Source organism: Micromonospora sp. NBRC 110038, from assembly GCF_020884815.1.
Lineage (GTDB): Bacteria > Actinomycetota > Actinomycetes > Mycobacteriales > Micromonosporaceae > Micromonospora > Micromonospora haikouensis.
This window is the reverse complement of sequence record NZ_BBOL01000005.1, coordinates 494,983-520,201: the sequence shown is the minus strand read 5'-3', so window position 1 is coordinate 520,201 and position 25,219 is coordinate 494,983. Positions and strand designations below refer to the sequence as shown.

General features: G+C 72.5%; 19 protein-coding genes, 3 tRNA genes and 1 CRISPR repeat array (1 of these 23 cut by a window edge). Of the genes, 12 read left to right on the top strand and 10 right to left on the bottom strand.

Features of this window, described 5'->3' with window-relative positions:
• Positions 1–284: 284 nt before the first annotated feature.
• The 3 genes from LPU61_RS20735 (at position 285) to LPU61_RS20725 (ending at position 4,313) form a co-directional block, all read left to right on the top strand.
• Positions 285–1,922: a fibronectin type III domain-containing protein gene (locus LPU61_RS20735; protein WP_229405782.1), complete on the top strand. Its 1,638-nt coding sequence runs from the start codon at positions 285–287 to the stop codon at positions 1,920–1,922.
• Between the two features lie 320 nt (positions 1,923–2,242).
• Entirely contained in the window at positions 2,243–3,061 is an 819-nt protein-coding gene (locus LPU61_RS20730) for a hypothetical protein (protein ID WP_229405781.1), read from the top strand.
• A 577-nt stretch (positions 3,062–3,638) separates the two neighbouring features.
• Entirely contained in the window at positions 3,639–4,313 is a 675-nt protein-coding gene (locus tag LPU61_RS20725) for a cytidylate kinase family protein (protein WP_229405780.1), read from the top strand.
• 1,206 nt (positions 4,314–5,519) lie between these two features.
• Here the strand turns inward: LPU61_RS20725 and LPU61_RS20720 are convergent.
• The gene (locus LPU61_RS20720; protein WP_229405779.1) at positions 5,520–6,800 is read right to left on the bottom strand and encodes an alpha/beta fold hydrolase; all 1,281 of its coding nucleotides are present in this window, start codon (positions 6,798–6,800) and stop codon (positions 5,520–5,522) included.
• A 120-nt stretch (positions 6,801–6,920) separates the two neighbouring features.
• Here LPU61_RS20720 and LPU61_RS20715 point away from each other — a divergent pair, with 120 nt between their 5' ends.
• The 5 genes from LPU61_RS20715 (at position 6,921) to LPU61_RS31760 (ending at position 12,156) form a co-directional block, all read left to right on the top strand.
• Positions 6,921–9,119: a histidine kinase gene (locus tag LPU61_RS20715; RefSeq protein ID WP_043960810.1), complete on the top strand. Its 2,199-nt coding sequence runs from the start codon at positions 6,921–6,923 to the stop codon at positions 9,117–9,119.
• Positions 9,116–9,910 carry a response regulator transcription factor gene (locus tag LPU61_RS20710; protein ID WP_043960811.1) on the top strand — a complete coding sequence of 265 codons (795 nt, stop codon included), beginning with the start codon at positions 9,116–9,118 and terminating at the stop codon, positions 9,908–9,910. The genes LPU61_RS20715 and LPU61_RS20710 overlap by 4 nt, the downstream gene beginning before the upstream one ends.
• Positions 9,907–10,845 carry a hypothetical protein gene (locus LPU61_RS20705; RefSeq protein WP_043960812.1) on the top strand — a complete coding sequence of 313 codons (939 nt, stop codon included), beginning with the start codon at positions 9,907–9,909 and terminating at the stop codon, positions 10,843–10,845. The genes LPU61_RS20710 and LPU61_RS20705 overlap by 4 nt, the downstream gene beginning before the upstream one ends.
• 13 nt (positions 10,846–10,858) lie before the next feature.
• On the top strand, positions 10,859–11,332 hold the full coding sequence (locus LPU61_RS20700) for a hypothetical protein (protein WP_229405778.1): 474 nt from the start codon (positions 10,859–10,861) through the stop codon (positions 11,330–11,332).
• A 176-nt stretch (positions 11,333–11,508) separates the two neighbouring features.
• Positions 11,509–12,156, top strand: a complete 648-nt coding sequence (locus LPU61_RS31760) for a transposase family protein (RefSeq protein WP_374199698.1) — start codon at positions 11,509–11,511, stop codon at positions 12,154–12,156.
• A gap of 594 nt (positions 12,157–12,750) precedes the next feature.
• On the opposite strand, the gene LPU61_RS20690 is transcribed toward LPU61_RS31760, so the two are convergent.
• Both LPU61_RS20690 and LPU61_RS20685 read right to left on the bottom strand, forming a co-directional pair.
• Positions 12,751–12,823: transfer RNA gene (locus LPU61_RS20690), tRNA-Arg, on the bottom strand.
• Between the two features lie 35 nt (positions 12,824–12,858).
• A tRNA-Ser gene (locus tag LPU61_RS20685) sits at positions 12,859–12,949 on the bottom strand.
• A 1,016-nt stretch (positions 12,950–13,965) separates the two neighbouring features.
• On the opposite strand from LPU61_RS20685, the gene LPU61_RS20680 reads away from it, so the two are divergent.
• Positions 13,966–14,676 carry a hypothetical protein gene (locus LPU61_RS20680; RefSeq protein ID WP_229405777.1) on the top strand — a complete coding sequence of 237 codons (711 nt, stop codon included), beginning with the start codon at positions 13,966–13,968 and terminating at the stop codon, positions 14,674–14,676.
• Here the strand turns inward: LPU61_RS20680 and LPU61_RS20675 are convergent.
• Positions 14,663–15,436: a CPBP family intramembrane glutamic endopeptidase gene (locus LPU61_RS20675; protein ID WP_043960816.1), complete on the bottom strand. Its 774-nt coding sequence runs from the start codon at positions 15,434–15,436 to the stop codon at positions 14,663–14,665. The genes LPU61_RS20680 and LPU61_RS20675 overlap by 14 nt on opposite strands.
• 157 nt (positions 15,437–15,593) lie before the next feature.
• Here LPU61_RS20675 and LPU61_RS20670 point away from each other — a divergent pair, with 157 nt between their 5' ends.
• Positions 15,594–16,712: a globin domain-containing protein gene (locus LPU61_RS20670; protein ID WP_043960817.1), complete on the top strand. Its 1,119-nt coding sequence runs from the start codon at positions 15,594–15,596 to the stop codon at positions 16,710–16,712.
• A gap of 183 nt (positions 16,713–16,895) precedes the next feature.
• Here the strand turns inward: LPU61_RS20670 and LPU61_RS20665 are convergent, their stop codons facing one another.
• Positions 16,896–18,428 (bottom strand): peptide deformylase, encoded by a 1,533-nt coding sequence (locus LPU61_RS20665; protein WP_043960818.1) that lies wholly within the window; start codon positions 18,426–18,428, stop codon positions 16,896–16,898.
• A gap of 455 nt (positions 18,429–18,883) precedes the next feature.
• On the opposite strand from LPU61_RS20665, the gene LPU61_RS20660 reads away from it, so the two are divergent.
• Complete coding sequence (locus LPU61_RS20660; protein ID WP_374199702.1) at positions 18,884–19,609, top strand: IucA/IucC family C-terminal-domain containing protein; 726 nt, start codon at positions 18,884–18,886, stop codon at positions 19,607–19,609.
• Positions 19,610–19,685: 76 nt separating this feature from the next.
• Here the strand turns inward: LPU61_RS20660 and LPU61_RS20655 are convergent, their stop codons facing one another.
• Complete coding sequence (locus LPU61_RS20655; RefSeq protein ID WP_229405776.1) at positions 19,686–21,536, bottom strand: hypothetical protein; 1,851 nt, start codon at positions 21,534–21,536, stop codon at positions 19,686–19,688.
• Between the two features lie 211 nt (positions 21,537–21,747).
• Here LPU61_RS20655 and LPU61_RS20650 point away from each other — a divergent pair, with 211 nt between their 5' ends.
• Complete coding sequence (locus LPU61_RS20650) at positions 21,748–22,458, top strand: class I SAM-dependent methyltransferase (RefSeq protein WP_043960820.1); 711 nt, start codon at positions 21,748–21,750, stop codon at positions 22,456–22,458.
• A gap of 108 nt (positions 22,459–22,566) precedes the next feature.
• Here LPU61_RS20650 and LPU61_RS20645 read toward each other — a convergent pair whose 3' ends face one another.
• The 4 genes from LPU61_RS20645 to LPU61_RS20630 all read right to left on the bottom strand — a co-directional run bounded on the left by LPU61_RS20645 (position 22,567) and on the right by LPU61_RS20630 (position 24,060).
• Positions 22,567–23,100, bottom strand: a complete 534-nt coding sequence (locus tag LPU61_RS20645) for a YbhB/YbcL family Raf kinase inhibitor-like protein (RefSeq protein ID WP_043960821.1) — start codon at positions 23,098–23,100, stop codon at positions 22,567–22,569.
• A gap of 144 nt (positions 23,101–23,244) precedes the next feature.
• Complete coding sequence (locus LPU61_RS20640) at positions 23,245–23,637, bottom strand: type II toxin-antitoxin system VapC family toxin (protein WP_229405775.1); 393 nt, start codon at positions 23,635–23,637, stop codon at positions 23,245–23,247.
• The gene (locus LPU61_RS20635; RefSeq protein WP_043960822.1) at positions 23,634–23,900 is read right to left on the bottom strand and encodes a hypothetical protein; all 267 of its coding nucleotides are present in this window, start codon (positions 23,898–23,900) and stop codon (positions 23,634–23,636) included. The genes LPU61_RS20640 and LPU61_RS20635 overlap by 4 nt, the downstream gene beginning before the upstream one ends.
• 83 nt (positions 23,901–23,983) lie before the next feature.
• Positions 23,984–24,060: transfer RNA gene (locus LPU61_RS20630), tRNA-Ser, on the bottom strand.
• A 109-nt stretch (positions 24,061–24,169) separates the two neighbouring features.
• Positions 24,170–25,219: a CRISPR direct-repeat array (repeat unit 28 nt; unit sequence GGATCACCCCCGCGTGCGCGGGGAACAG) (it continues 314 nt past the right edge of the window).

Here is a 25,219-nt window from a genome sequence, read left to right as displayed (position 1 = left end):
GAGCCCGCGCGCAGCGCTCCGCGGTCCAGCCGCTTGGCGACGTGCCCACCTTTCCCCGATGGCGACGGCGGGACCCGCTCCCGGTCGACGGTGACAGCTCCGACACAGAGCTGATCGCCGCTGCGGCCGGGGGCCGGGTCGACGCGCTGCGCCTGCTGCACGAGCGGCCCCGGGCAGGTACCGCGCGAGCGGCTCCGGCGCGGGGCCGCCCGGCCCCGCGGGCCGTCCGCGACCGGCGAACCGGTGTGCGGGCGTGGTTTGCGTACCCCTGTCACCCTCACCGCGTGTCACCCAAACTGATGCGCGGCCTCGCCGCGTTCGCGCTGGCCCTGGGGCCAGTCGCCGTGTTCACGGAGCCCGCCGTGGCGGCGCCCGTGTGTGACGTCCCCGAGCCACCTCCGGTGTGCGGCGGGGACGTCGACGAGGACAACGCCTGGGTCAACCTCACCTCGGCCAGCCGGGTACCGACCGGCGTGCAGGTCAAGGGGAGCGCCGGTGACCCGGACGCCACCACGTCGGTCCAGGTCATCGCCAAGATCTCCGGTGTGGAGGTGGGCCGGTTCAGTGTCGCCTCCGGCTCGGCCTTCATCCGGACCCTCCCCGCCCGGTACGGGGACACCGTCTGCCTCACCGTCGTCAACCAGGGAGCCGGGGTCGGCGAGACCGCCTGTCGGGCGCTCGCCGTCCGGTTCGACCCGTTCGGCTCGTTCGACGAACTCTCCCCCGGACCGTCCGGCCTGCGGGTACGCGGCTGGGTCATCGACCCGGACACCGCCTCGCCGCTGACCGTGTCGGTGCGGGTGAACGGCCGGCTGCACACCGCGTTGGTCGCCTCGACGACCCGTACCGACGTGGCCGCCAGCTACCCCGCCTACGGCGGCGACCACGGCTTCGACCTGCTGGTGCCGGCGGCCCGGGGCGACCACACGGTCTGCGTCACCGCGCTCAACGTCGGCGTGGGGGTGGACACCGCGCTGCCCTGCCGGACGGTCACCCAGGGCGGCGCACCGGTGATCGACCACTTCCTGGTACGGGCCCCCGACTACCCGACCCCCCGGATGGAGGTCGACGTACGGGTGGGCACCCGGGACGCCACCCAGGTCAGCGTGTGGCGCGGCCCCACACCGAACGGGCCGTGGACCGACTGGCCCACCCCGCACAGCACCTGGAGCAACCCGGCCGGGTACTGGGAGATGGACCTGACCGTGGACTGGGGGCGCACCTACTGCTACCTCGCCACCGCGTACAACGCGTACGGCTCGCACACCCCGCCGGCGGTCTGCGCGACCACCTGGGCCGGGGCGTACCCCCAGCCGGCCCGGGTGGGGGTGACCGGAGTCTCGGACAACTCGATGATGCTGAGCTGGGACGACGTCGCCATGGGCGAGGCCGAGTGGCGGCTGGTCCGGTCCGGGGTGCCCGACGTGGTGCTGGCCGGCACCCCGGGCACCGGACGGATGAGTCACCTGGTCACCGGGTTGCAGCCCGGCACCCAGTACTGCTTCCTGCTCGGGGCCCGCTCGCCTGGCTGGGCGGGCAACCCGTACTTCTTCTGCCAGTGGACCGCGAAGGCGGCTGCCGACCCGACCACGTTGCAGGGCGTGGCGGCCATGAACCTGTGGAACTGCGACCCGCGCGGTCGGGCCGGCACGGTGTGGTCGACCGACGCCAACGGCCGCTGGGTGCGGCAGGGCGCGCTGCCCAGCAGCCTGGCGGCGGGGGCCTGCGGCCCGGCGACCAGCGCACCAGCGGCCCGGGTGACCCTGCCCGGCGGGCGGACCACCACCCTGGCGGTGGTGGTGGTCGACGGCCGGTACTGCGTCGCCGACGACCCGTACGACGCCAACTGCCGGGTCTGGCAGACGCCGCCCACGCTCGGCGACCCGAAGGGCATCACCGAGAACCGGCTCCTGTTGGGTTGACCGTGATGTCCAGGGGTGGGCACGACGCTGTCGGCCCACCCCTGCGCGGTTCCCGGAGCACCATTCACGGCAGATCGTCGATTGGTCGTGTCGACGCCGGCCAAACTTTGGCTCTGGCGGAGCCGAAGGAACACATCTGCGGCGAACGCCTCAAGCCGTTGCCGCACCGGAAAGGCCATCAGGGGTCACGCCATCGTCGAACTACCCGAACCGCTTCCGGCGTCCCAACGACGCGCCGACCCAACAAAGCACTACTGGTCCGCAGGAGGTCCGTGCCCGAGATCAGCGGTGCAGCACACGGCCCTCTCGTATCATGGCCCATGATCGTCGGCGGCGTGGAGGGGCGGAGCGTGTCGGACTGGGAACAACTGCTTATCCGGGAGTTGCAGCGGTTCCTGCCTGAGCCGCTGACGGACGACTCGCGCAGGGCCCACTACGCGTTCTACCACTGGGACGACATGCTCGCCAGCGAGTTCTTCGAGGACGCGGACCTCGACCGACTCGCCGCGCTCGCCGAGCCGCAGTCGTGCATCGTGGCCGGGAACGGAACGAGCGGCATCGGCTGGGACCGGTGGGCGTTCGACCTCGGCCGCTCGATCTTTCCGGTCGACGACGCGGGAAAGATCGAGGCGCTGGCGGGCGGGCCCGCCGCCGACCTGCTGGCTGCGGCCCGCCCCTCCGGCGGCCGGGCTGTGGTGCCCGGTGTCGAGCTGGCGCGGGTGCTGAGCCGGCACGGCGTGGCGCCGGAGGACCTCGCCGAGGACGGCGTGGTCATGCCGATCCATGTGCGGGTGGTCACCGACGGGAGCCTCCTCGACGCGCTCCGGGCGGCCACCTGCACGATGAACCGAGCCGGGCTGGAGCCCGCCGATCCGGACGCCGAGGTCGACCCGCGGTGGCGGGCGGCGCTGGACGGGATTGCCGACGTTGAGCTGCGCTCCCACCTGAGCGCGCTGTTCCTCGACGCCGAGTCCGCCCGGGCCTACGGCGGCGAGTACTGCGGAGCCCGCTGGCCGTGCGGCAGCGAACCGGTCCGATCCGCCGCCGCCCGGGTCGTCGCAGGTTGGGAGTTCGGCGAGGGCCAGGCATGGTCGGCGATCGTCGAACTGGCCGACGACCACCGACCGCCGAAGGTCTGAGCCAACCAGTCCCATGTGCCGGCGGGAGGGGCCGCGCCGCGTACTGCCGCTTCGGTCGGGCAGCACGTCGACCCGACGGTGAGTGGCGGCACGACCCATTGCCCCGAGCGTCGGGTGTCGATGGTGCTGTTGACCCCGTCGAAGTTCACCACGTGCAGGGCGGACGCCTGATAGCCGCACTGGATGTAGGTGTGGGAGGCGGTTCCACGCCAGGCGACATCACCTGCCGCCAACCCGTGAAACCGCTAACCGCAACAAGCGCCACCGAACCTAACGAAGCCCGACCCTGACCGAGCATCTCGCCGCTCGGCCAAGGGACCGCATCCGGGAGCAGTCCCACACCGAACCGTCACCCCACCTACGCATATGGCCGCCCTCATCTCGTGCACCACGTCGAGCCTCGGCGTCGATCCTCGCACAAAGAAGTCGATTGCCGTCGGGCATGCAACAGCGTCGATGCCAAACGGTCATCACAGGGCAGTCTCGTTCACTCGAGACATGCCGGGCGTGGAAGGCTGGCCGGGAACAAGGGCCGGCTCGAAGCATTAGCCTTCGCGAGACCAGAACGGGGCAGGACATGGACCGAGGCACCCGCGACGAGATGCTCGCCCGCCTGGCCGCGGCGGTCGGATCCGTCACCGTCGCACACCCGACGCGGGTGGCCATCGACGGACCTCCCGCCGCCGGCAAGACCACCCTCGCCGACGAACTGGCCGTCCTCCTGCGCGCGCAGGGCCGCGACATCATCCGCGCGACGATCGACGACTTCCTCTTCCCCCGGGCACAGCGCTACCCGCGCGGCGAGTACTCCGCCGAAGGCTGCTACCTCCACACCCACGACCACGACGCGCTGAACCGGATGCTGCTCGACCCGCTCGGGCCGGGTGGGGATCGACGCTTCCAACACGCGGTCTACGACCACACCACCGACACCGCGCTGTCCCCGTCGCTCAGGACCGCCCCCACCGATGTCGTACTGATCTTCGACGGCGTCTTCCTCCTGCGCCCGGAACTGATCCACCGATGGGACCTGCGCATCTTCGTGTCGACCGCCCTCGAGAGGACCGTGGATCGCGCCGTGGTCCGAGAACGCCGGGTGTCATCCCAGGCCGACGTCGAGCGACGCTGGCGCGAACGCTACATCCCCTCCCAACAGCTCTACCTCGCCACCGCCCGCCCGACCGACCACGCCGACATCATCGTGCACAACGACGACCCCCAGCAGCCGACCTGGGAAACCCGAACACACTGACCACACCCAGTTTCGGCATCGAGGCCCACCGCTGACCGTTCCGAAGGGCAGTCCCTGAGGTTCCCCCGACAACACGAGTTCGTTCTCGCCTGATAGTTCGAGGCGACCAAAGCGGATAGGTGCTTCGGTGTGCTCATGATTCGCACAAGGTTGCTCCGTTGGGTGACCCCTGGGAGGACGGAGTGGGTTCTGCTCCTGATCGCCGCGATCGTTGGCGGGCTGGTGTGGAAGGCGGGTGCACCCGAATGGGCGGGCCTGGTCCTGTCGCTCGTCATCGCCTTGCTGATCCGATGGGTACGGCAACAAGGACTCATCGATCAGGCAATCGTCCGCTGGCTCCACCGTCATGAGGAGCCTTCCGCTTCCTGAGAGCCGGCGGAAGCCTCCAGCGGAGGGACTGAACCGCCGCGGTCCGGTCTCACCACGACGCCCCAGGGTCGACCGCCGCGCAGGGCCACCCGCACGTGCAGGAGTCAGATGCGTCGGCCTCCCGGCCATCACCGCCGATGATCGCCTGGATGACATCCCGACCCCTGCGCGCCACCCTGCGCCAGCCCAGGTCAACGGCGACCGACCGACCCGACACCCACCTCGGAAAACAAGATCCGCAGGATCGACCACAGTGGACGATGACTGAACCCTGACGTGCCGGCGCCCCGTCCATGATCCAGACCAGCCGACACGCAAACGCACTGGTCAGCACCAACCAGCACGAACCCCGGCCGGGACAGCACACCGACAACGGAGCACCATCGGAGCACCAGATTCCAAATTCCGGGACGATCCGTCCCAACCTGCGAAAGCGATCAAGGCCGTGACCGGCGCTTCCGCTGGTCACGGCCTTGATCGTGAAGTGCGCCCGAAGGGACTCGAACCCCTAACCTTCTGATCCGTAGACGACAAGCCAGACGCCCCAGCTCACAGCCTTGATCAAACGCGTCCACCCATTGGGGGGGCATAGATAGATTCCGTTGTCACGGGCGACCGGCGAAGCATCCGGTGACCCCTCTGTGCGCGAAACGATCGCTCGCACACCGCGATCCCGTCGAGCACATTCTCCTTCGACGACCATGTGCTCGACACCGCCGTCGCCGTCGGCGCGAACCCCACCGGCCCACCCGGCTGGGCCTGTCCGCGCAGGACACCTACTCCGGCCCGTGGCGTCGACGCCGAGCCGACGCTGGAACGATCGTCGCCGGGTCCGACTCACGACGGGGGTTGGGCAGAGGTGTAGGGCGGCAGCGGCAGTGGCTCGTCGCGGAGGAACGCGCGGAGCAGCGCGTCGTATGCCTCCGGCTGGCCGGCGGCGATGTCGTGTCCTGTATGCGGTAGGTAGACCAGGGTCGCCTGCGGCAGCGTGCGTCGGTATTCGTACGTTTCCTCCCATGGGACGAAGTCGCACTCGCCGCGCATGATCAACGCGGGTACCCGGGCCTGCCGGAGCGCGGGCCGCGGGTCGGGGATGTGTGCGAAGTCCTCGACCGTCTGTTGGTTGACGTAGAAGCCCTGGTGGTTGTCGTGTGTCTCGGCGGGTGCCGAACCGGGACAGCGGGCGGTGTCCTTGCCGAGCACGGCGACGGCGTGCATCAGCGCGTCCGCCTCGTCGTCGCCGACGAGCGCGCGCGCCGCATTCGGGTTGACGCCCTGCAGGATCGCCTGGGCGATGACCCGGGGCGAGGCGAACAGGTCGTCGCGCTGCCGACGCTGCTCGGCGGTCATCCGGGCCCAGGGGTCGCCGCCTCCACCGTCCGGGTAGGCGCCCGCCCAGATCGGTCCGGGCGAGGTGAACACGGCCCGGGCGACGTGCTGCGGGTGGGCCGCGAGGTACTGCGCGGCGAGCGATCCGCCCCAGGACTGCCCGACGACGATGATGCGCTCAGCGCCCAGCTCGACGCGGATCGCGTCGAGGTCGGCGACCTGCCGGGCGACGGTGTAGCCGGTGACGTCGGCGAGCCGGGTGGACCGGCCGGCGCCGAGCTGGTCGTAGGCGTAAACCTCGAAGCCGTCGGCGGCGAGCAGGGTGCCCACGGCGGGCATGCCTTCGCCCGGGGTGCCGGGGCCGCCGTGCAGGAAGAGCACGGGCGTCGGGCGGGGCGTGCCGGAGGCGACGGCGTGGACGTACGCGATCCGTGATCCGGTGGGCAGGTCCCAGAACCGGACGCCGGCGGGTGGGGGCGGGGCGGCCGGGTGCGGGCCGGGCCGGAACACGGTCGCGGCGGCGAGCCCGGCGACGGCGACGGTGACGGCGACGGCCAGCACCGTCGCGGCGCGGCTCCGGCGTCGTACGCCGAGCAGCGCGAACGCGGGCCGGGCCAACAGTTGGGCGACGGTACCCAGCAACACGAGCCCCATCGCACACAGCAGCGGTATCCAGGCGGTGACGAACGCGGTGGCGACGAAGCCGGCGGCGCCCACCGTCACGGCGGTGGCCACGGCGACCGGCAGCAGCAGGACGCCGGTGCTCCGGCGAAGGAAGGAACGAACCATGAAGATCATGCTGGCTGGTGACGGGTGCAGGCGCGTCGTGCCGCAGGACGGCTTCCGCGCGCCCCACCCCCGTCTCGCGGCGGGGGTCCCCACCGGCCGGGCGGCCCGTACGATCGGGGCATGCGACGCTGGGTGCCGGACCTGGGTGACACCTGGGTGCCCGGTGCCGTGGCGGTGTCGCAGGTGCTGTGGTGGCTCGCCGCGCGGCCGGACCCGCGGCTGGCGCCCGGCGTCTGCGCCATCGCCGTGGTCGCCGTGGTCGCGCTGCTCTACCGCCGGCGGGTGCCCGGTCCGGCGCTGGCCTGCGCCGCCCTGGCCACCGCGCTGGCCGCCCCCGCCGTCGGGTCCGCACCGGCAGGCCCGGCCGCGGTGGTGCTGACGGCGTACGCGCTCGCGGTGCACCGCACGGCGGCGGTCTCGGCGGCCGGCGCCGCGGCCGTGGTGGCCGGGTTCGCCGTGACGACGGCGGCCTCCGGCGGGTCGGTGCGGACCACTCTCGCGGTCGCACTCCAGCTTGGTGCCGTGGCGGCCGGGGTGTGGGCGGTCGGGCGGTTCCGCCGGCGGGTCCGCGCCGACCGGGCCTCGGCCGAGGTCTTCCGGGCCGCCGTGGACGGGTTCGTGCCGCTCGCGGTCGCGCAGGAGCGTCGGCGGCTCTCGGCCGAGCTGCACGACGTGGCCGGCCACCGGCTGACCGCGATCCTCGTGTCCGCCGGTGCGGCGCTGCGCCTCGCCGACCCGGTGCTGCGGGAGCGGGCGATCGAGCACGCGATCGGTGCCGGGCAGGCGGCGGTCGACGATCTGGACCGGGTGATGGCGTCGGCGGGACGGGATGGCGAGGTCGGCATCGAGGCCGTCGACGAGTTGGTGGCGGGCCACCCGTGGGTGCGCTACGAGCGCACCGCGCGGATCGTCCCGCCGGCCGTCGCGGCCCTGGCGCACGGGATCGTCCGCGAGGCGCTGACCAACATCATGCGGTACGCGCGGGGCGCGGCGGCGTCGGTACGGATCACCGCCGACCCCGGCGGGTTCACCGTGACGGTGCTCGACCGTGGTGGCAGCCGCGCGGCCGGCGACGTGGGCAGCGGGCACGGCATCGCCGGGCTTCGCGCCCGGGTCGAAGCGGTCGGCGGCGACCTGGACGCCGGACCGGACGGACCGGGGTGGCGGGTCCGAGCCCGGCTGCCATGGCGACCCGAGGCGACACCGGGCACGCCGCCGAGAACCGGAGCGACGCCGGGCGTCCGGACGTGGGCCGGCGCGGCGGTCCGCGACCGGGCGATGGTCGTCCTCGCGCTCGGGCTGTCCATGGGCACGGTGCTGCTGCCGGGCGGAGACAGCCCCGATCCGCTGGCCGCGCCGATGCCGGCGGCGCTGCTGGTCGCGCTGCTGGTGCTGCACGCGCTGCCGTTGGCGTGGCGCCGGCTCGCGCCCGGCCCGGCGCTGGTCGCGGCGCTGGCGATCCAGGTCGCCTGGCTTGCTGGCACCGCTGCTGGCTGGACCCGGCACGACCCGGCGGAGACGTTCCTGTGGTGCTGGTGGGTCGAGCTGGCGCTGGTGTACGCGGTGGGCGCCTACCGACCCGCAACCGGCCTCGGGTTCGCCGCGCCGTTGGCGGTGGCCGCCGTGGGCGGGGTGGCCCTGGGCTCGGGCACCGACATCACCGGAAACCGCGCCGCGGCCGGTGCGGTGCTGGGCGTCATGCTCGCGGTACCGCTGGGCACTGGCTGGCTCGCCGGCAGGCTGATGACGGCGCGCCGGTCCCGCCGGGCGGCCGCCGAGGCTGCCGCACGGGAGACCGTGCACTGGCACGCCGACAGCGCGGCGCGGGACGAACGCGCGCGCATCGTGGACGGCCTGCGCGGCAGCGCGCGGGCACACGCCACCTCAGCGCTCGCCGCGGCCGAGGCGGGCCGGCTGGACGAGGTCGCAGCGCAGGCCCGCGCCGGCCTGGTCGCCCTTCGACGGCTGTTGCACGGGCTGCCCCAGGACTGGCCCGACCCACCGCCCGCCATCGCCGCCCTGTTCGACCTGGCGGCACGCCGCCGGTCGGCGCTGCGGTTCGTCGGCGAGCCGCGGTCCTTGCCCGCGCCCCTGGAGGTGGCCGCGCACCGGGTGGGCGCGGCGCTCATCGCCGACGGCGCGGTGGCCACGGTGACATACGGCGCCAGCGGCATCGGCCTGGAGGTACGCCGCTGCCCGCCCGTCGGTGCGGAGGTGCTGCGGTCGCTGCGGGAGTCGACGGACGCTGCCAACGGTTCGGTGGCGGTCGACACCGACCGCACCACGGTCCGCGTCTGGTTGCCGGAGGCGCTGCGGTGATCCGGGTCATCGTCGCCGACGACGAGGCCACGGTGCGCGCCGGCATCGCCGCGATCCTCGATGCCGAGCCGGACATCGCGGTCGTCGGCCAGGCCCACGACGGCGACTCGGCCGTCGCGCTGGTCGCGTCGACCACCCCCGACGTCGCCGTCCTGGACGTGCGCATGCCTGTCCGCCGGCCTCCTGCCCCGGATCCGTCGGTTTGGGGGGTCCGCCCGGACGGCCCGCCGCCGAGCCCGCCGACCTGCGCCGACGGGATCGCGGCGGCCGCCGCGATCGGGCAGCGGCACCCGGCGACCCGGATCGTCATGCTGACGACGTTCGGCCTCGACGAGTACGTGTTCGCGGCGCTACGCGCCGGAGCGGCCGGGTTCCTGCTCAAGGACGCGGAGCCGGAGCGGGTCGTCGACGCCGTCCGGGTCGTCGCCGCCGGGGACGCGATGCTCGACCCGGGGGTCACCCACCGGCTCATCGACCGGTTCGCGACCGGGCCCGGGCCCGAAGACGCCGCACGCCTCGGCGGGCTGACCCCACGCGAGACGCAGGTGCTGCACCAGGTGGCACGCGGGCTGTCCAACGCCGAGATCGCGGCGGTCCTGGGCATCAGCGCGTCGACGGTCAAGGACCACGTCGCGGTCGTCCTCGGCAAGCTAGACGTGCGCGACCGGGTGCAGGCAACGATCGCGGCGTACGAGGGCGGGCTGATCCGCCCGGGAGTGGGCGAGCAGCAGGCCCTGGAATCGTCGGGGCGCCACGGGTCTCCACCGTCGAAGGGCCGGCTGCTCGGATGAAGGTCCGGCTGGTCGACCATGCCGCACCAGGCCCCTACCGCCCCGTCGACTCCCTGAGTTACGCGCGGCTGTCGGAGATCGGCTCTCTCGACGAGGTGCTCGCCTTCGTTGGCGGGCTGCACGCGGCGGACCCCGGGGTCCGGTTCCTCTGCACCCTCGACGACCTGAACCAGTGCTGCTACACCAGCATGCACGCCGCCGAGGACGACCGCATCCACACCCCGTACGGGCAGATCGACTTCGACGACCCGCGGGCGGTCCACGCCCACCGCCTGGCGAGCGGCTGGCCGCGGCCCCGCCCGAACTGCGGGCAAGGATCTGGGCCGAGGCCGCCGCCGCGGTGCTGCGATGTGACCCGGCGCAGGCACTCGATCTGCTCGAACGGTACGCACCGGAGGAGTCGCTACCCGGCCCGCTCGACGCGTACGGACGACTCGCGGCACACGATCCGGGTCGCGTCGCCCGGCTGCTCACCACACCCGGCCGCGCGGCCTGGCTACGACGGACCGCACTGCCGCCGCCTCGCGGTCCTGCCCACCGACGAGCTGGTGCCCCTGGCAAGCCGGTACCGGGAACACAGCCGGGCGCTGGCGACGCTGCTCGACGCCGTCGCCCCGGCCCGGCGCGCGAACCTGTACGACCGGGCACTGTCCGAGGTCGACACGGCGATGCTGATCCCGGCTGCCGAGATCATGGAGGTGCTACCGGCCGCGGTCCGGATCCGCGAGGCAAGGCGGGTGCTGGGCCTGGCGAAGATCCAGGAGCGCGAGGCGGAGGTACGCCTCTGGAGCGCGTACCTGGCCTGGCCGGACGCGTCAGCGGCGCTGGGCGTCGCGCTGCGCTCCGGTGACGCGCGGTGCGATGGCGCTCGGGAATGGCCGCCATACAATCGCGGTAAGGCGGAGCGCCAGGCCGAGATCCCGGCACCGGTGTGAGGGAGGGGTCAGGATGTTCGGCAGGATGTTTGACGCGATGATCGGCAGGATCATCGGTTCGACGAACAACCTCAGCGATCAGATGGACCAGCTCAGGCCCGACCTGAGTCGGGAATCGCTCGGCGTCGGGCCCGACTTCCCCGGGATCGCCCCGAACCCGCTGATGAGCAGTGATGCGCGGAAGCGCAATGCGGAACTGCGTACGGGGGCGCTTGCGCTCGGCGTTCTCGTCGACTGGCGGGAGGTGAACAGCAACCCTCGCGTGATCCTGATGTTCGACGTGGAGACCGCCGACGGCATCTCGTTCCGCGGTATCGCAGACGAAGGCCTCACGATCACCGAGCTCACCCGACTCGCCCCAGGGCAGACGTTGCCCGTGCGCTACCGGCCGGCCGTCATGGACCACTACGTCGCCCTTGCCCGGGACGCGGACCCCGCCCATGTGCAGCAACTCTCTGACGAGATCGCGCGCCGCAAGCGGACCTGATCCGAAGCCATTGAGCGTTCTTCAACTGGCTTTGTGCTGGTGGGGATGGGTTCGGGTGCCCCGACAGCGGGTTGAGGTGAGGCTCCCGGTAGGACAGCGATCGACCAAGAAAGATGCCCCCACCGGGAGCCTCGTCGCTGTCTCACCCCGCCTCGATTCCGTTGTCCAACCGATCGTTGAACCACCTCGCTGACCTGATCCACGCCCACCGCCACCAGCAGCGATCCCACTGGCGTCGACTCAGCCCCGGCCGGCAGGCCCTACTCGCACTGGCTCATCTACGCAACGGCGACACCTTCACCCGTCTGGCCGCGGGCTTCGGCGTCAGTGTGGCCACCGCCCTGCGCGCACAGGGCCGCGACATCATCCGTACGACGATCGACGACTTCCTCTTCCCCCGCGCACAGCGCTACCCGCGCAGCGAGTACTCCGCCGAAGGCTGCTACCTCCACACCCACGACCACGACGCGCTGAACCGGATGCTGCTCGACCCGCTCGGGCCGGGTGGGGATCGACGCTTCCAACCCGCGGTCTACGACCACACCACCGACACCACGCTGTCCCCACCGATCAGGACCGCCCCCACCGATGTCGTACTGATCTTCGACGGCGTCTTCCTCCTGCGCCCGGAACTGATCGACCAATGGGACCTGCGCATCTCCGTGTCGACCGCCCTCGACAAGACCGTGGATCGCGCCGTGATCCGCCAACGCCAGGTGTCATCCCGCGCCGACATCATCGTGCACAACGACGAACCCCAGCAGCCGACCTGGGAAACCCGAACACACGACCACACCCGATTCGGCATCGAGGCCGAACGCTGACCATCCCGAAGGGCAGTCCCCCACCGTGTAGGGGCTGTACTAGCAGGCGCGCCAGTCGACCAGTTCCCACCGCACCGATATACCCGCGCCCACGCACAGTCCGGCCGTGTCACGTACCACCGGTAGGTCCCGGCGGGACGCGTGAGGTGGCCCGTCATGCCGACGGCCCGGCGTGCCCCCCGGGGCTCCGCCGCGCTGGTCAGAAGTGCGGGAATCAGGTGCGTGGACCTTTCGGCAGTCACCGGCGACCCTTGGCCTGGCCGTTGTCCCGACCCTTGTTCGGCACCTGTGCCCGCCCAGGTCAACCACGACCGACCACCCAGACGTCCACCCAGCCAGGCAAGATCCACGACACTGACCACAGTGGACAGCAGTCGCACCCCGACGCACTGGCACCCGTCCATGATCCAGACCAGCCGACACGCAAACGCACTGGTCAGCACCAACCAGCACGAACCCCGGCCGGGACAGCACACCGACAACGCAGCACCATCGGAGCACCGGATTCCAAATCCTGGGACGATCCGTCCCAACCCACAGAAGCGATCAAGGCCGCGACCGGCGTTTCCGCTGGTCACGGCCTTGATCGTGAAGTGCGCCCGAAGGGACTCGAACCCCTAACCTTCTGATCCGTAGTCAGATGCTCTATCCGTTGAGCTACGGGCGCTTGCTGCTGGGCCAGTCTACACACCGGCTTTCGCGCGGAGACTCCGGGATTCGAACCCGGGAGGGGCTTTAAGACCCCAACCGCATTAGCAGTGCGGCGCCATAGACCAGACTAGGCGAAGTCTCCCAGGTGGCCCGTAGACCACCGCGCCCGAGGATACAGGCCCGCACCCTTCCGGGGCAAAGCGACTATCGCAGCGCTGCCGGCCGGGCGGGGAGGAACGCCCGGTGCCGGGCGGACGGGTGCCTCCCACGCAGGCGTTTCCCCGCTGTGCGGCTCCCGGATCGGGGCTAGGCTCCATCGACATGGAGGAGCAGTCGCCGCGCGACCCGTCCCGCCGCGAGCCTGGTGAGGGTGCGCGACGACGCCGTTCACCGAAGGCGGCCTTCATACCGCCGGTCGTCCCCGAGCCCGCGCCACCGCCGGCGGAGGATCAGGCACCCGAGGGCCCCGAAGCTCCGAAGGCCCCGCGCCCCCGGTCGCGCCGGCCGCGAGCGGCCCCCGGGGTGATCTTCCAGCCGCCCGCACCCGACCAGCCGGCATCGTCGCCGCCGGGCCCGGGGCGGGTCGCGGCCCGGCCGGCCCCGGCTTCTTCTGCGGCCTCGGAGGCGCCCGCGCCGGCCGAGGGTACGGCTGGGCGACGTGATCAGCCACACACGGACGCCGGAGAGGCGCCGGCCGGGCCCGCCGAGGTGGAGCCGGCCGGGCAGTCCCCCGCAGGGGACGTACCCGCGAGGACATCCGGGACCGGCCCCGCCGGGGAAACGCCCGGACCGAGCGCCGATGCTGCAGCGGAGGTCGGGAGGACGCCGGGCGAGCCTGAGCGGGCTGCGACGGAGGACACCCCCACCCGCCCGGCCCCTCGGCCACGGGCTGTCCGGAAGGCACCTGCCCGGAAGGCGACGCCAGGCAGGGCGGCCGCGCCGGGCGGGACAGCCGCGAAGGCGAGCGAGCCGCGACGGGCCACGCCGGCAGGGAAACGATCGGAGGGGGCCACCACCACCCCGGCCGGGCCGGTGCCCCCGGTCGTGTCCGTGTCCGAGCAGCCGACCCGCCCGGGCCCTGCCCCGGAGGCCGACGCCGGTACGGGTGGACGGGCACCAGGGGCGGCGTCGGCGCGTATCTCCGAGGATGACCCGCGGGTGACGGCCGGGTGGGCGCTCGGCCACCCGGACCTCGCTCCGGAGCTGCTCGCCCTCGCCGCCGTGCGGACGCTCGGACCGCGCGCGGCCGACTGGGCCGCGTGGCATCGCGCCGCCTACCCGGCGGCTACGCCGGACGGGTTGGCCCGGCTCGCGACCCGGCGATTCGTCCGGCTGGCCGGGGCGGGTGGGGCCGTGGCGGCGCTGGCCGGCCTGTTCGCCCCGGTCGTGGAGCTGACGGCGGTGTTGTGGGCGCAGGCCAACCTGGTGCTGCACCTGGCGGCGGCGTACGGACGGGATCCGGCCGATTCCGAGCGGGCGGTGGAGCTGCTGGTGTTGACCCGGGTGCGTCCGGATGCGCAGAGCGCCCGGGCGGCACTGGACGCGGCAGAGCGGATGAGGGCGGAGCGGACGGCGGCGGAGCGGACGGCGACGGGACGGGGGTCGGCGGGGCAGGCGACGGCGGGGGCGCCGCAGGCGGCGAGAGCGGTCTGGCGGCTGGCCGCGCCGCTGACCGGGCGGCCCGGCGGGTGGTTGGGGGTGCGGGTGGTGTCCCGGCTGCTGCCGGGGGCGGCGGTGCTGACCGCGGCCGTGGGCGACTCGGCCGCCGCCGAGCGGCTGGCGGCGCGGGCCGTCGCCGCCTACCGCCCGCGCCCGGCCTCGACCCCGGCCCCGGAGGTGCCGCCCCCGGGGCCGGTCAGAGCCAGCTGAACCAGGCCTTCGGCAGGAGCGCGTAGCCGACGAAGGCGACCACGTCGAGCAGGGTGTGCGCGACGATCAGCGGCATCACCCGCTTGGTGCGCAGGTAGAACAGGCCGAACACGACGCCCATCACGGCGTTGCCGACGAACGCGCCGAAGCCCTGGTAGAGGTGGTAGGAGCCGCGCAGCACGGCGCTCGCCGCGAGCACCGCGCCGAGCCGCCACTGGAGCTGGCGCAGCCGGGTGACCAGGTAGCCGACGACGATCACCTCCTCCAGCACGGCGTTCTGCGCGGCGGCGAGGATCAGCACCGGGACGGCCCACCAGACGTCCGGCAGGCCGGCGGGCACGAGGGTGGCGTTGACGCCGAGCTGGGCGGCGGCCCAGAACAGGGCGAGGCCGGGCAGGCCGATGAGCGCCGCGAGGCCGGCACCGCGGGCCAGGTCGGAGCCGGGCCGACGCAGGTCCACCCCGAGGGTACGGCCGGGGTCGCCGGGGTCGCGGGCCAGCAGGTGTACGGCGAGCAGCACCGGCAGCAGCGCGAAGACGATGCCGAGCAGCTGGTAGGTCAGGTCGAGCCAGGGGCGGGCCGAGTGCGAGGTGTTCAGCGCGGCGGTCTGCTTGGACAGCGGGCCGTCGGCGGTCAGCTTCGCGATGATCGACACGAGCGCGTAGACGGCCGACTGCCCGAGCGACAGCCCGAGCACCAGCAGCGTCTCCGTGCCGAGGACCCGGCGGGACACCGGGCGGGTGAGCTCCTCAACGGTCACCGCACCACTGTGCCCGACCACCCGGCCCGGCGGACACGGGTCAACCGGGCGGTGTGAGGCGATCGCACATTCTGTGCGACCGACGGGCACGCTCCGTGGACATTCTATGGGTGCCCGATCGCCGTCAGCCCGATCCGCCGTCAGGAGGAGCGCCCCCGTGGACCATGTCGCGCGGTTGCTGAAGGAGAGCTGGACCCTGGTCGAGGAGGACCGGGACCGGCTGAGCGGTCACTTCTACGCCCGGCTCTTCCTCCTCGACCCCGCGCTGCGTCCGCTCTTCCCGGTCGAGATGACCGGCCAGGGTGACCGCATCCTCGACGCGATCGTCACCGCGACCCAGGTGGTGGACGATCCGGAGAGCTTCGACGAGTATCTTCGCTCGCTCGGCCGGGACCACCGGAAGTACCACGTTGACGCGGCGCACTACGAGACGATGGGTGTCGCGCTGCTGGACGCGCTGCGCAGCACCGCCGGCGACGGTTGGAACCTGGAGTACGACCAGGCGTGGCGGGACGCGTACGGGGCGATCTCGGCGAAGATGCTGGCCGGGGCGGCGGCGGACGACAATCCGCCGTTCTGGCACGCGGAGGTGTTGACCCACGAGCGGCACGGGCAGGACACCGCGGTGTTGACGGTGCGCGCCCTCCAGCATCAGCTGCGGTGGCGGGCCGGCCAGTACGTCAGCGTCGAGGTGCCCCGGCACCTGCCCCGGGTGTGGCGGACGTACTCGGTGGCGAACGCCCCGAACGACGACAACGTCCTGGAGTTCCACGTCCGTACGCCCCCGGGGGCCGGTTGGGTCTCCGGGGCGCTGGTGCGGCGCACGAGGCCGGGCGACCTGCTGCGCGTGGCCGCGCCGATGGGTTCGATGGTCCTGGACCGTGACTCCGAGCGGGACGTGCTCTGCGTTGCCGGCGGGGTGGGGCTGGCCCCGATCAAGGCGCTGGTGGAGGAGCTGGCTGGCTGGAACCGGGCCCGCTGGGTGCACATCTTCTACGGTGCCCGCCACGCCGCCGACCTGTACGGGCTGGCCGGGCTCCGCGAGCTGGTGGAGGCCCACCCGTGGCTGTCGGTGACGCCGGCGTGCAGCGAGGAGCCGGACTTCGACGGCGAGCGGGGTGACATCTCCGATGTGATCACCCGCTACGGCCCGTGGACGACCCACGACTGCTACGTCTCGGGCTCCGCGCGGATGGTCCGGTCGACGTTGCGGGCCCTCGCGGAGGACGAGGTCCCACCGCCGAACATCCGGTACGACACCTTCGGCGACCTGTAGGTCGGCCGGCAGCCGTCGTTCCCCGCCCGGCCGGCAAGCCGGGCGGGGTCGGTGGCAGAGAAGCTTTCCTCCCCCCGAAAAAGACCGGGTCGCGTGCCCCCGCCCCCTGGGGCACGCGACCCGGTCCCCCTCTCGTTCCAGGGGCACCCGGCACGGATCACTTCGACTCGGGGTCGCCTCCGCTCAGTACCGCCAGGGGGTGCCGGTCTCGCGGTATTCCTCGACGGGCACCAGCGGCACGCCGGGCGTCATCCGGTCGACGTACAGGCGGCCTTCCAGGTGGTCGACCTCGTGTGCCACGAGCCGGGCCATGGCGAACTCGAACGAGGTGATGAGGCGGGTGCCGTCCCACTGGGCATGTTCGACGTCGATGCGCAGCGGCCGGGGCACCAACCCGCGGTGGTCGAAGAAGGAGAGGCAGCCCTCGTACTGCTCGTCGGTCTCGGGGGACGAGTCGACGACCCGGGGGTTGAGCAGCACCACCGGCTCGGCGGCCCGGTCGGGCGGGCGCACGACGGCGGCGGCCCAGGCGAGGCCGAGCTGCGGCGCGGCGATGCCGACGCCCTTGCTGAACGGGTGCAGCTCGTCGAGGCGGACGAGCGCCGAGCCGAGCCGTTCGACGACCTCCCGGGCGATCCCCTCCTCGGCGGGCAGGTCGAACTGGCGGCTGGGCTGGCGGAGCAGGTCCGCGCCGCGCTGGACGATGCCGAGCCCGCGCATCCGGTCGCTGGCCCGCACCCGGGCGACGCCGGCCGGGCCGCCCGGGTCGGAGTCGGGCGGGCGGCTGCGGAATCGCCACTGCAGCCGGTACCGGGCGTTGAGCGGCGGGTCCTCCGTCGCCCAGTCGAAGACGGCCCGGTCGGCGCGGTCGTGTCGGACGACGGGGCGGCGCAGCGGCCCTTCCTCCGCCGAGAGCGAGGTCTCCAACCCCCAGACCTGGGGGTCCAGCTCCGCGGGGAGGTCCAGGCGCACCGCCAGGTGCCGGGTGGGCAGGCGTACGGCGCGCTGGAACCAGGGGCCCCACTTCTCGCGGCCGACCTGGTACGCGTATTCGATGGTGACCCGGTCGCCGGGGTAGAGCGGGAACCGGCCCTCGTCGTTCTCGAAGAGCAGCCAGATCTCCTTGAACGCGTCCCGGTCGTGTTTGGCCCGCCAGTGCATCGGCTCGGGCTGCCCGCCGCCGTCGTCGCGGTGCGCCCGCAGTTGCAGCTCGGCGAAGGTGAGCGGGTGCTCCCGGTGGTGCCGGTTGGACCGGCCCGGGTCGTTGGGGTAGCGGTCGACGGCGACCCGGACGAGGTAGCGGGTGACCGGTTCGGTGCCGGCGTTGTAGAGCTCCCGGCGGATGAGGCAGTGGTAGGCGTCGTCGGTGTGGGTGAGGACGGCCTGTTCGCGTTCGACGATGAGCCCGGTGCCGGGGGGCATCCACTGGCCGGGGGCGGGGTGGTCCCGGGCGGGCGTGGCGGAGCGGCCGTGCCGCAGTTCGTCGTACTCCCGGAAGCGTTGCCAGATCGCGCCGCTGGCCTCCAGGACGGCCTCGGCCCGGCGGGCGAAGTCCTCCGTGGGTCGGTGCCGTCGCCCCTCGACGTGGCTGACGTAGGACGGGTCGAAACCCATCAGTGTGGCCAGCTGCTTCTTGGACAGCCCCCGCTCGGTCCGGTGCCGGGCAAGTTCGGCCGCGAACGACTCGGCGGCCCGCTCGATGGGAGAGGTCGTCATCAGCTTCCTCAACGCCGGGGAGTATCAGTTTCACGTTCCGTACGTGAACCCGCACAGGAATGACATCTTGCCGACACTCAACTTGACAATTCACCCACGAACGTCAATTATTTCGCGACCCGAGCGCCGGCCTCGCACCTCCCGCCGCCCCCGGACTTCCGCCCGCCGACCCTGCGGCTCGACGCCGCTCCGGGCCCCGGCCCGGCGTTTCCGCCGCCCCGGGCCGGGTAGTAGCGGCGCATGACCCTCCCGGTCGACGGGCCGCCGGAGTGACCGGAGCCTCCCTCCAGCACCCAGGTGAGGCTTTCCTTATCCGACCGGGATGGTTAGGCTAGCCTTAGTTCACTGGCCGGCGTGTCCGGCGGGCGCAGAGGCGGGGGGATCAGGTGACAGCGGTGCTGCCCACGCGGGAGACCGCGACGCCGCTCGCCCCGGTGACCGACACCCTGCGCGCCATGTTCGGCACCGACGACCTGCCCGGTCTCGCCCCGGGGCTGCTCGTCACCGACGACCGGTTCGGCTGGGCCCCGGCCACCACCCTCGTCGACGGCAGCCGGCTGCCCGAGCTGCTCGCGGCCGCCGCGCTGCGCTGGGGCGGCACCCCGCACGCCTGCGCCGCCCTGGCCTGGAAGTCGTACAGCTACTGGGCGGCCCTGCCGGCCGTCCTCGGCTGGGCGGCGGCCCGCCGGGTGCCGCTGCTCGACCCCGCCGACGTGTTGATCCACTTTGAGGACCATCGCCCGCTGGTCACCCTCGGGCTGCGCCGGTCGACCACCGTCGCGGTGCTCCCCGGCGACCCGCTGGCCCTGGCGGGGCTCCCCGAGATCCGGGTCGTCGCCGACGAGGCCGCGCTGCTGGCCGCGCTCCGCGCCTCGCTGCTCGACGCCCACCTCGCCCCGCTGGTCGCCGCCATCCAGGCCGAGGTCCGCATCGGAGCCCGTACGCTGCTCGGCTCCGTCGCCTCCGGCATCGCGCACGGCGTCCTGCGGGCGGCCGACGCGCTGCCCGGCCCCGCGGCCCGGCACGTGGAGACGCTGCTCGGCGCGCTCGACCTGGCGGACCTGGTCGAGCTGGTGCCCGGCCCGGCCGGCGAGCCGACGGTCCAGCGCCGCACCTGCTGCCTCGCGTTCACGCTGCCCCGGCCCAAGGTCTGCCAGGGCTGCTGCCTCCGCACCGCCTGACCCGCCGGCCGCCCGCGCTCGCCCGCCGACCGCGCTCTCCAGCAGACCGGGCCCTCCGGCCGGCTGCCGCCGGGCTTCAGTTCGTCAGCGGGCGGACGTCCCACACCCAGGCCCCGCCGGTGTACGTGGGGCGGATGCCGGTCAGCTCGGTCATGCCCCGGCGCAGCGCGTCGGCGTGCTCGTGCGGGCCGAGCACGACCACCCCCGCCCGCCAGTACCGCAGGTCGTCCACGGCGCTGACCCGGGTCAGCGGGGTGACCGGGGGCACCTGGCCGGTGCGCCGGATGGTGATGAAGAAGCTGCTGGTGGGGCGGGGCGGCGCGGTGAACAGGGCGATCCGCCCCTCCGGTGCCCGGGGGCGGGTGTCCGGCCCGAGGAAGTAGCCGCGCGCCAGCGGCAGGTCCAGCCCGGTGGCCGCCGACCAGCGCAGCGGGTCCGGGTAGTCGGTGTCGGGCAGCGGCAGGGTCACCACGCTGCGGCCGCCGGCCACGTACGGACGCCAGGCACCGGAGGTGACGAACTCGGGCACGGGGTCGAGGCGGGCCGAGGGCAGCGGGGTGGGGAACGCGGGGAGCAGCGCCATGGTCAGCACGGTGGCGGTGGCGAAGCGGATCTGCGGCCGGGCGGCGGGGTGGTCCCGGGCGAGCCGGCGGGCGCAATCCGCGCCGAGCGCGAGCAGCACCCCGACGATCGGTACGGTCGCCAGCGCCCACCGGGTCGGCACCACGGAGTGCAGGATCGGCAGGTCCTCCAGCGCGGCCCAGGGGCCGGCGATGCCGGTGGCCCGGCCCTCGAACTGGATCTCGCGGCCGAGCGAGAGGACGGCGAAGAGCAGGCCGACCGCCGCGAGGCCGAGCACCACGGGGCTGCGCCGCAGCCACCACACGATCGCGCCCACCAGCACGACGAGCGGCCAGCCGAAGAAGCCGTTCTCCTCGGTGGGGTTCTTCACCAGCTCCCGGTTGGCCTCCGGGTTCCCCGCGACCGACTCGCGGGCGAACGCGGTGAACGCGGCCAGGTCGGTGCGGTAGCCACGGATCAGCCGGGACAACCCCTCGTATGCGCCGGGGCCGAAGAACTGCACGTAGAGCGGGTAGGCCAGCAGGGCGGCGGAGAGGACGGCGGCGACCGCGAGGCCGGCGAGGAAGGGCCGGGCCTGCCGGCGCAGGTCGGGCCGGCCGAGGGCGAGCGCGACGACCACGACGCCGAGCCCGATCGCGGTCATCAGCAGGATCTCCAGGTTGATGAACGCCTGCCAGACGATCACGAGGCCGAGCAGCACGCCGTTGCGCAGCCACCGGCCCCCGTCCGCCAGCCGCAGGGTGCGCCAGACGATGAGCGGCACGACGAACTGGCTGACGATGTTGGGGTGGGCGTTGGCGTGCGACACCATCGCGGGGGCGAAGGCGCAGAAGCCGGCCCCGAGCCAGGCCGGTCCCCGGGCACCGATCAGCACCCGGGAGAGCACGAAGTACCAGGCGGTCGCGGTGACGATCATGCCGCCGGTGAGAAAGACCAGGAATGCGGTACGCGGGCCGAACAGGACGGTGATCGGCGTCATTGGCAATGAAATGGACAATACGGATGTATTAGCCATCAGATTCACGCCGTCCGGCACGTTCATCCGGTCCGAGCCGAACGGGTATACGAAATCGGTCACCACGCGCGCGCCGTGCGCCAGCATCCATTCGAAGAGCGCCTGATCGGATCGGTTGTCCCGCACCCCGTGCGCCGGGTTCAACCAGAAGCGCAGCGTCACCCAGAACGCGATCAGCGCGAAGCTGAGCACGGCGGCGGCGTCCGTCCACCGACCCCGGCGGGTCGCCGCAGCACCGGCCCGCCGCTCTTCGCGGGCGCCCTGCGCCGGGGAGCCGCCCCCGCCGCCCCCGGCCTCGCCGTCGGGGCGGCCCGATTGATTAGTAGTCATGACAATTCGTAGAGTAGTCAGGGTTTGGCACTGACGTGACATGTTTCTGGGGACTGGCGTACTATGTGCCGGGTTCGCCGACCGCCGATCTCGTGCCCACCCCCGACCGCAATTCGGCCACTTCGGTGCCCCGATTTCCCCGCCGTCCGCTTCGGATGGTTCACTCTGTCGGTCCCGGGGCAGGTCGAGTCACACCGTGAGGAATCGACGCATGGCAGATATCACTGGGGATCAGCGAGTCCAGTCCGAGGTCCTCGAGGGGCTCGCGACGGCGGTCAACCACCGCAGGTGGTTCGTCGAACTGGCCGTCCCGCACCTCGGTGACAACCCTATCGAGATCGGCAGCGGGCTGGGCGACTACGCCCTGGAGTGGTCGGCGCACCTCCCCCGGTTCACGGCCACCGAGGCCGACCCGGATCGACTGATCGCGCTGAAGGAGCGCCTCGCCGAGCAGCCGACCATCGAGGTGCGGCAGATGCTGCTGCCGCACTCCGAGCGCGGGGACTACAGCGCCGCCGTCTCGTACAACGTGCTGGAGCACATCGAGGACCACGTGGGCGCGCTGCGCAGCATGCGCGACCTGGTCCGGCCCGGCGGCAACGTGATCATCATCGTGCCGGCGTTCGAGTTCGCGATGAGCCCGGCGGACATCGCCACCGGCCACGTCCGGCGGTACACGAAGAAGACCCTGGCCGCCGCGATGACCGAGGCCGGCCTGACCGTGGAGAAGATCCACTACGCGAACGCGCTCGGCCTGATCGGCTACTTCATGGCGACCAAGGTCTTCCGGCTGATGCCGAAGGAGGGCCCGATGGTCAAGGTCTACGACACCCTGGTCCTCCCGGCGACCAAGGCCGCCGAGCAACTGGTCCGCCCCCCGTTCGGCCAGTCCGTCTTCGCCGTCGCCCGGGTCCCCGCCTGACCCGAAGCCCCTCCTGCGACGATCTTGCACTTAGGGCCCCGACAGAACGGGCAAAGGCCGCGAGCGGCGGGCCCCAAGTGCAAGATCGCGGAAGCGGAGTGGGCAGGGTCAGTCCTTGACCTGGTACGTCGGGCGGATCACCGCCCGGGCCAGGGTGTGGAAGGCCAGGTTGAAGCCCACGTACGCGCAGCTCGCCCCCGCGCCCACGTCGAGGCGCTCGACGTCGACCGCGTGCACGGCGAAGACGTACCGGTGCGGGCGGTCGCCAGCGGGCGGGGCGGCCCCACCGAACCCGGTGTCGCCGTAGTCGTTGCGGACGCTGAACGCGCCGCCCAGGTCGGCCTCCTTGACGCCCCGGGGCAGCTCGGTCACCGAGGCGGGCACGTCGACCAGGACCCAGTGCCAGAAGCCGCTGCCGGTCGGCGCGTCCGGGTCGAAGCAGGTGACCACGAAGCTCTTCGTCTCGGCCGGGAAGCCCGACCAGGCCAGGTGGGGCGAGACGTTCTCGCCGCCGACGCTGCCGTGGGCGTACCGGGCGTCCATCGGCTCGCCGTTGTGCACGTCGTCGCTGGTCAGGGCGAACGACGCGACGGTGGGCAGCAGCTCGTACGGGTCCGGGGCGATCGGTCGTTCCAGGGACATCGGGGATGGTCCTTCCGGTGGACGTGATTTCCTGCGCCCCTTCTTACCCCGCGACGTCCCGCCTATCGACCACCGGCACGCTTTCGATCCCTGCTCGTCGCGCTGCCTGCAAAGCCCTTGACGCGACGGTGTCTGCATCCACCGTCAGAGGCGGCGGATGACCAATCCGGGCTTGACGTCTGCGGCGGCCGACAGTCGCGCGATGTCCTCGGGGTCGCTGGTGAACACGATGCCGCCGCAGGCCAGGGCAACATTGACCACGCAGGCGTCGACCACGTCACGCGTGCCCGCCTTGCCGCACAGGACACCGGCCGCCTTCGCCAGCTCGACCCCGACCGGAACGACCTCGCAACTGTGCAGGAACCGACCGAGCTGGACCTGCCGACGGGCATCGCGCCACGCCTGGCCCACCACGACGGACGGGATGAGCAGGCGTCGCCCCTCCTCCACGGCCAGGTGGTGGATAACCCACATCCGCCGGTCGTTGCCGTCGATCGCGAGCAGCACCCCGGCGTCGTAGACGTAGGGAATGCTCACGCGGCAGCTTGCCCTGCGACACCGAGCGCCTGGGCGTCGGCGGCGGCCATCTCGGCGCGCGCTGCGGCGAGTTCCTCCACCGTGAACGCTCCGTGCTCGGCTTGCCACTCCGCGACCAACCGTCGACCCACCCGCCGCCGGAGTTCGCTCTCCGCTGCGCTGGCGACCAGCCTCGACAGCGGCACTCCATCCTCACTAGCGGCCGCGCCGAGCGCTTCGACCAACTCTTCGGGGAGGGTGACGGTGATCTTCCTAGCAGCCATACAATCACCATACCGCGATATGGCGGTCTACCACACCGCGCCGCGGCACCACTTCATGGGTGTTTTCGCTGCCCAGGAAGCGGAGGGTGTGGGATTCGAACCCACGAAGACATCGCTGCCTTACCGGTTTTCAAGACCGAGAGTCACACGGCCCTGACCTGCCCCGATAGCACCTGATCGGTGACAGCCGACACGTACACGACATGGAGGGACCGAAGGTAGAGCGCGGAGAACAGTAGACGTTCACTCCGGCCGACATCCGGAACATGGGATTACCCCCGCGCACGCGGGGAACAGCCCGGGGCAGGGCCGCCGCTGACCGTGATGTCGGGATCACCCCCGCGCGGGGAACAGGCACCGCCGACGATGTCCTGCGTTTCCGCCGCCGGATCACCCCCGCGTGCGCGGGGAACAGGTGCACGACCAGCCGCCCGTCACGCTGCCCGAGGGATCACCCCCGCGCGGGGAACAGCCCGTCGGCCGCGTGCACCCGGAGTATCAGCCCGGATCACCCCGGCGTGCGCGGGGAACAGAGGGCACGTCGAGCCTCCCAGCAGGCGTGCGTGGGATCACCCCCGCGTGCGCGGGGAACAGCTCGGCGTCGACGCGGACGGCGAGAACGAGAGCGGCTCACCCCCGCGTGCGCGGGGAACAGGCTCTGCGCCTACTGCGACGGAGGCGGAAGGGGGGATCACCCCCGCGTGCGCGGGGAACAGGTCGCCGACGTCGAGGCGGCGGCTACGGCCCGGGGATCACCCCCGCGTGCGCGGGGAACAGTGCTCGCCCACGGTCGCGTTGCCGCGACGCACGGGATCACCCCCGCGTGCGCGGGGGAACAGCGGGTCGCACCGGCTGGTGCCGGATGTCTGGAGGGATCACCCCCGCGTGCGCGGGGAACAGAGAGTCTGGGCAGCGGGCTGCCGATCGCGGCGGGGATCACCCCCGCGTGCGCGGGGAACAGGCGACAGGGGTTTACGACTCGTACGTGGCCCAGGGATCACCCCCGCGTGCGCGGGGAACAGCACGTCATCTTTCGTTCCCCGGTCGATGAAGAGGGATCACCCCCGCGTGCGCGGGGAACAGCCGCTGCCCGAGGACGACATCAACGCCAGCCACGGATCACCCCCGCGTGCGCGGGGAACAGGCTCTTGTCCGCGCTGGCGACGCCCTCGGCTCCGGATCACCCCCGCGTGCGCGGGGAACAGGCGTGCAGAACAGGCACCTCGGCCGGGTCGTCGGGATCACCCCCGCGTGCGCGGGGAACAGAGCAAGCCGCCGCCGTCGGCGAAGGACCGGGCGGGATCACCCCCGCGTGCGCG

Excerpts from the sequence above, each read along its gene's own strand:
- LPU61_RS20730 (WP_229405781.1), top strand. The coding sequence starts at position 2,243 with ATGATCGTCGGCGGCGTGGAGGGGCGGAGCGTGTCGGACTGGGAACAA.
- LPU61_RS20725 (WP_229405780.1), top strand. The coding sequence starts at position 3,639 with ATGGACCGAGGCACCCGCGACGAGATGCTCGCCCGCCTGGCCGCGGCG.
- LPU61_RS20720 (WP_229405779.1), bottom strand. The coding sequence starts at position 6,800 with ATGGTTCGTTCCTTCCTTCGCCGGAGCACCGGCGTCCTGCTGCTGCCG.
- LPU61_RS20715 (WP_043960810.1), top strand. The coding sequence starts at position 6,921 with ATGCGACGCTGGGTGCCGGACCTGGGTGACACCTGGGTGCCCGGTGCC.
- LPU61_RS20705 (WP_043960812.1), top strand. The coding sequence starts at position 9,907 with ATGAAGGTCCGGCTGGTCGACCATGCCGCACCAGGCCCCTACCGCCCC.
- LPU61_RS20700 (WP_229405778.1), top strand. The coding sequence starts at position 10,859 with ATGTTCGGCAGGATGTTTGACGCGATGATCGGCAGGATCATCGGTTCG.
- LPU61_RS20665 (WP_043960818.1), bottom strand. The coding sequence starts at position 18,428 with ATGACGACCTCTCCCATCGAGCGGGCCGCCGAGTCGTTCGCGGCCGAA.
- LPU61_RS20660 (WP_374199702.1), top strand. The coding sequence starts at position 18,884 with ATGTTCGGCACCGACGACCTGCCCGGTCTCGCCCCGGGGCTGCTCGTC.
- LPU61_RS20655 (WP_229405776.1), bottom strand. The coding sequence starts at position 21,536 with ATGACTACTAATCAATCGGGCCGCCCCGACGGCGAGGCCGGGGGCGGC.
- LPU61_RS20650 (WP_043960820.1), top strand. The coding sequence starts at position 21,748 with ATGGCAGATATCACTGGGGATCAGCGAGTCCAGTCCGAGGTCCTCGAG.
- LPU61_RS20645 (WP_043960821.1), bottom strand. The coding sequence starts at position 23,100 with ATGTCCCTGGAACGACCGATCGCCCCGGACCCGTACGAGCTGCTGCCC.
- LPU61_RS20635 (WP_043960822.1), bottom strand. The coding sequence starts at position 23,900 with ATGGCTGCTAGGAAGATCACCGTCACCCTCCCCGAAGAGTTGGTCGAA.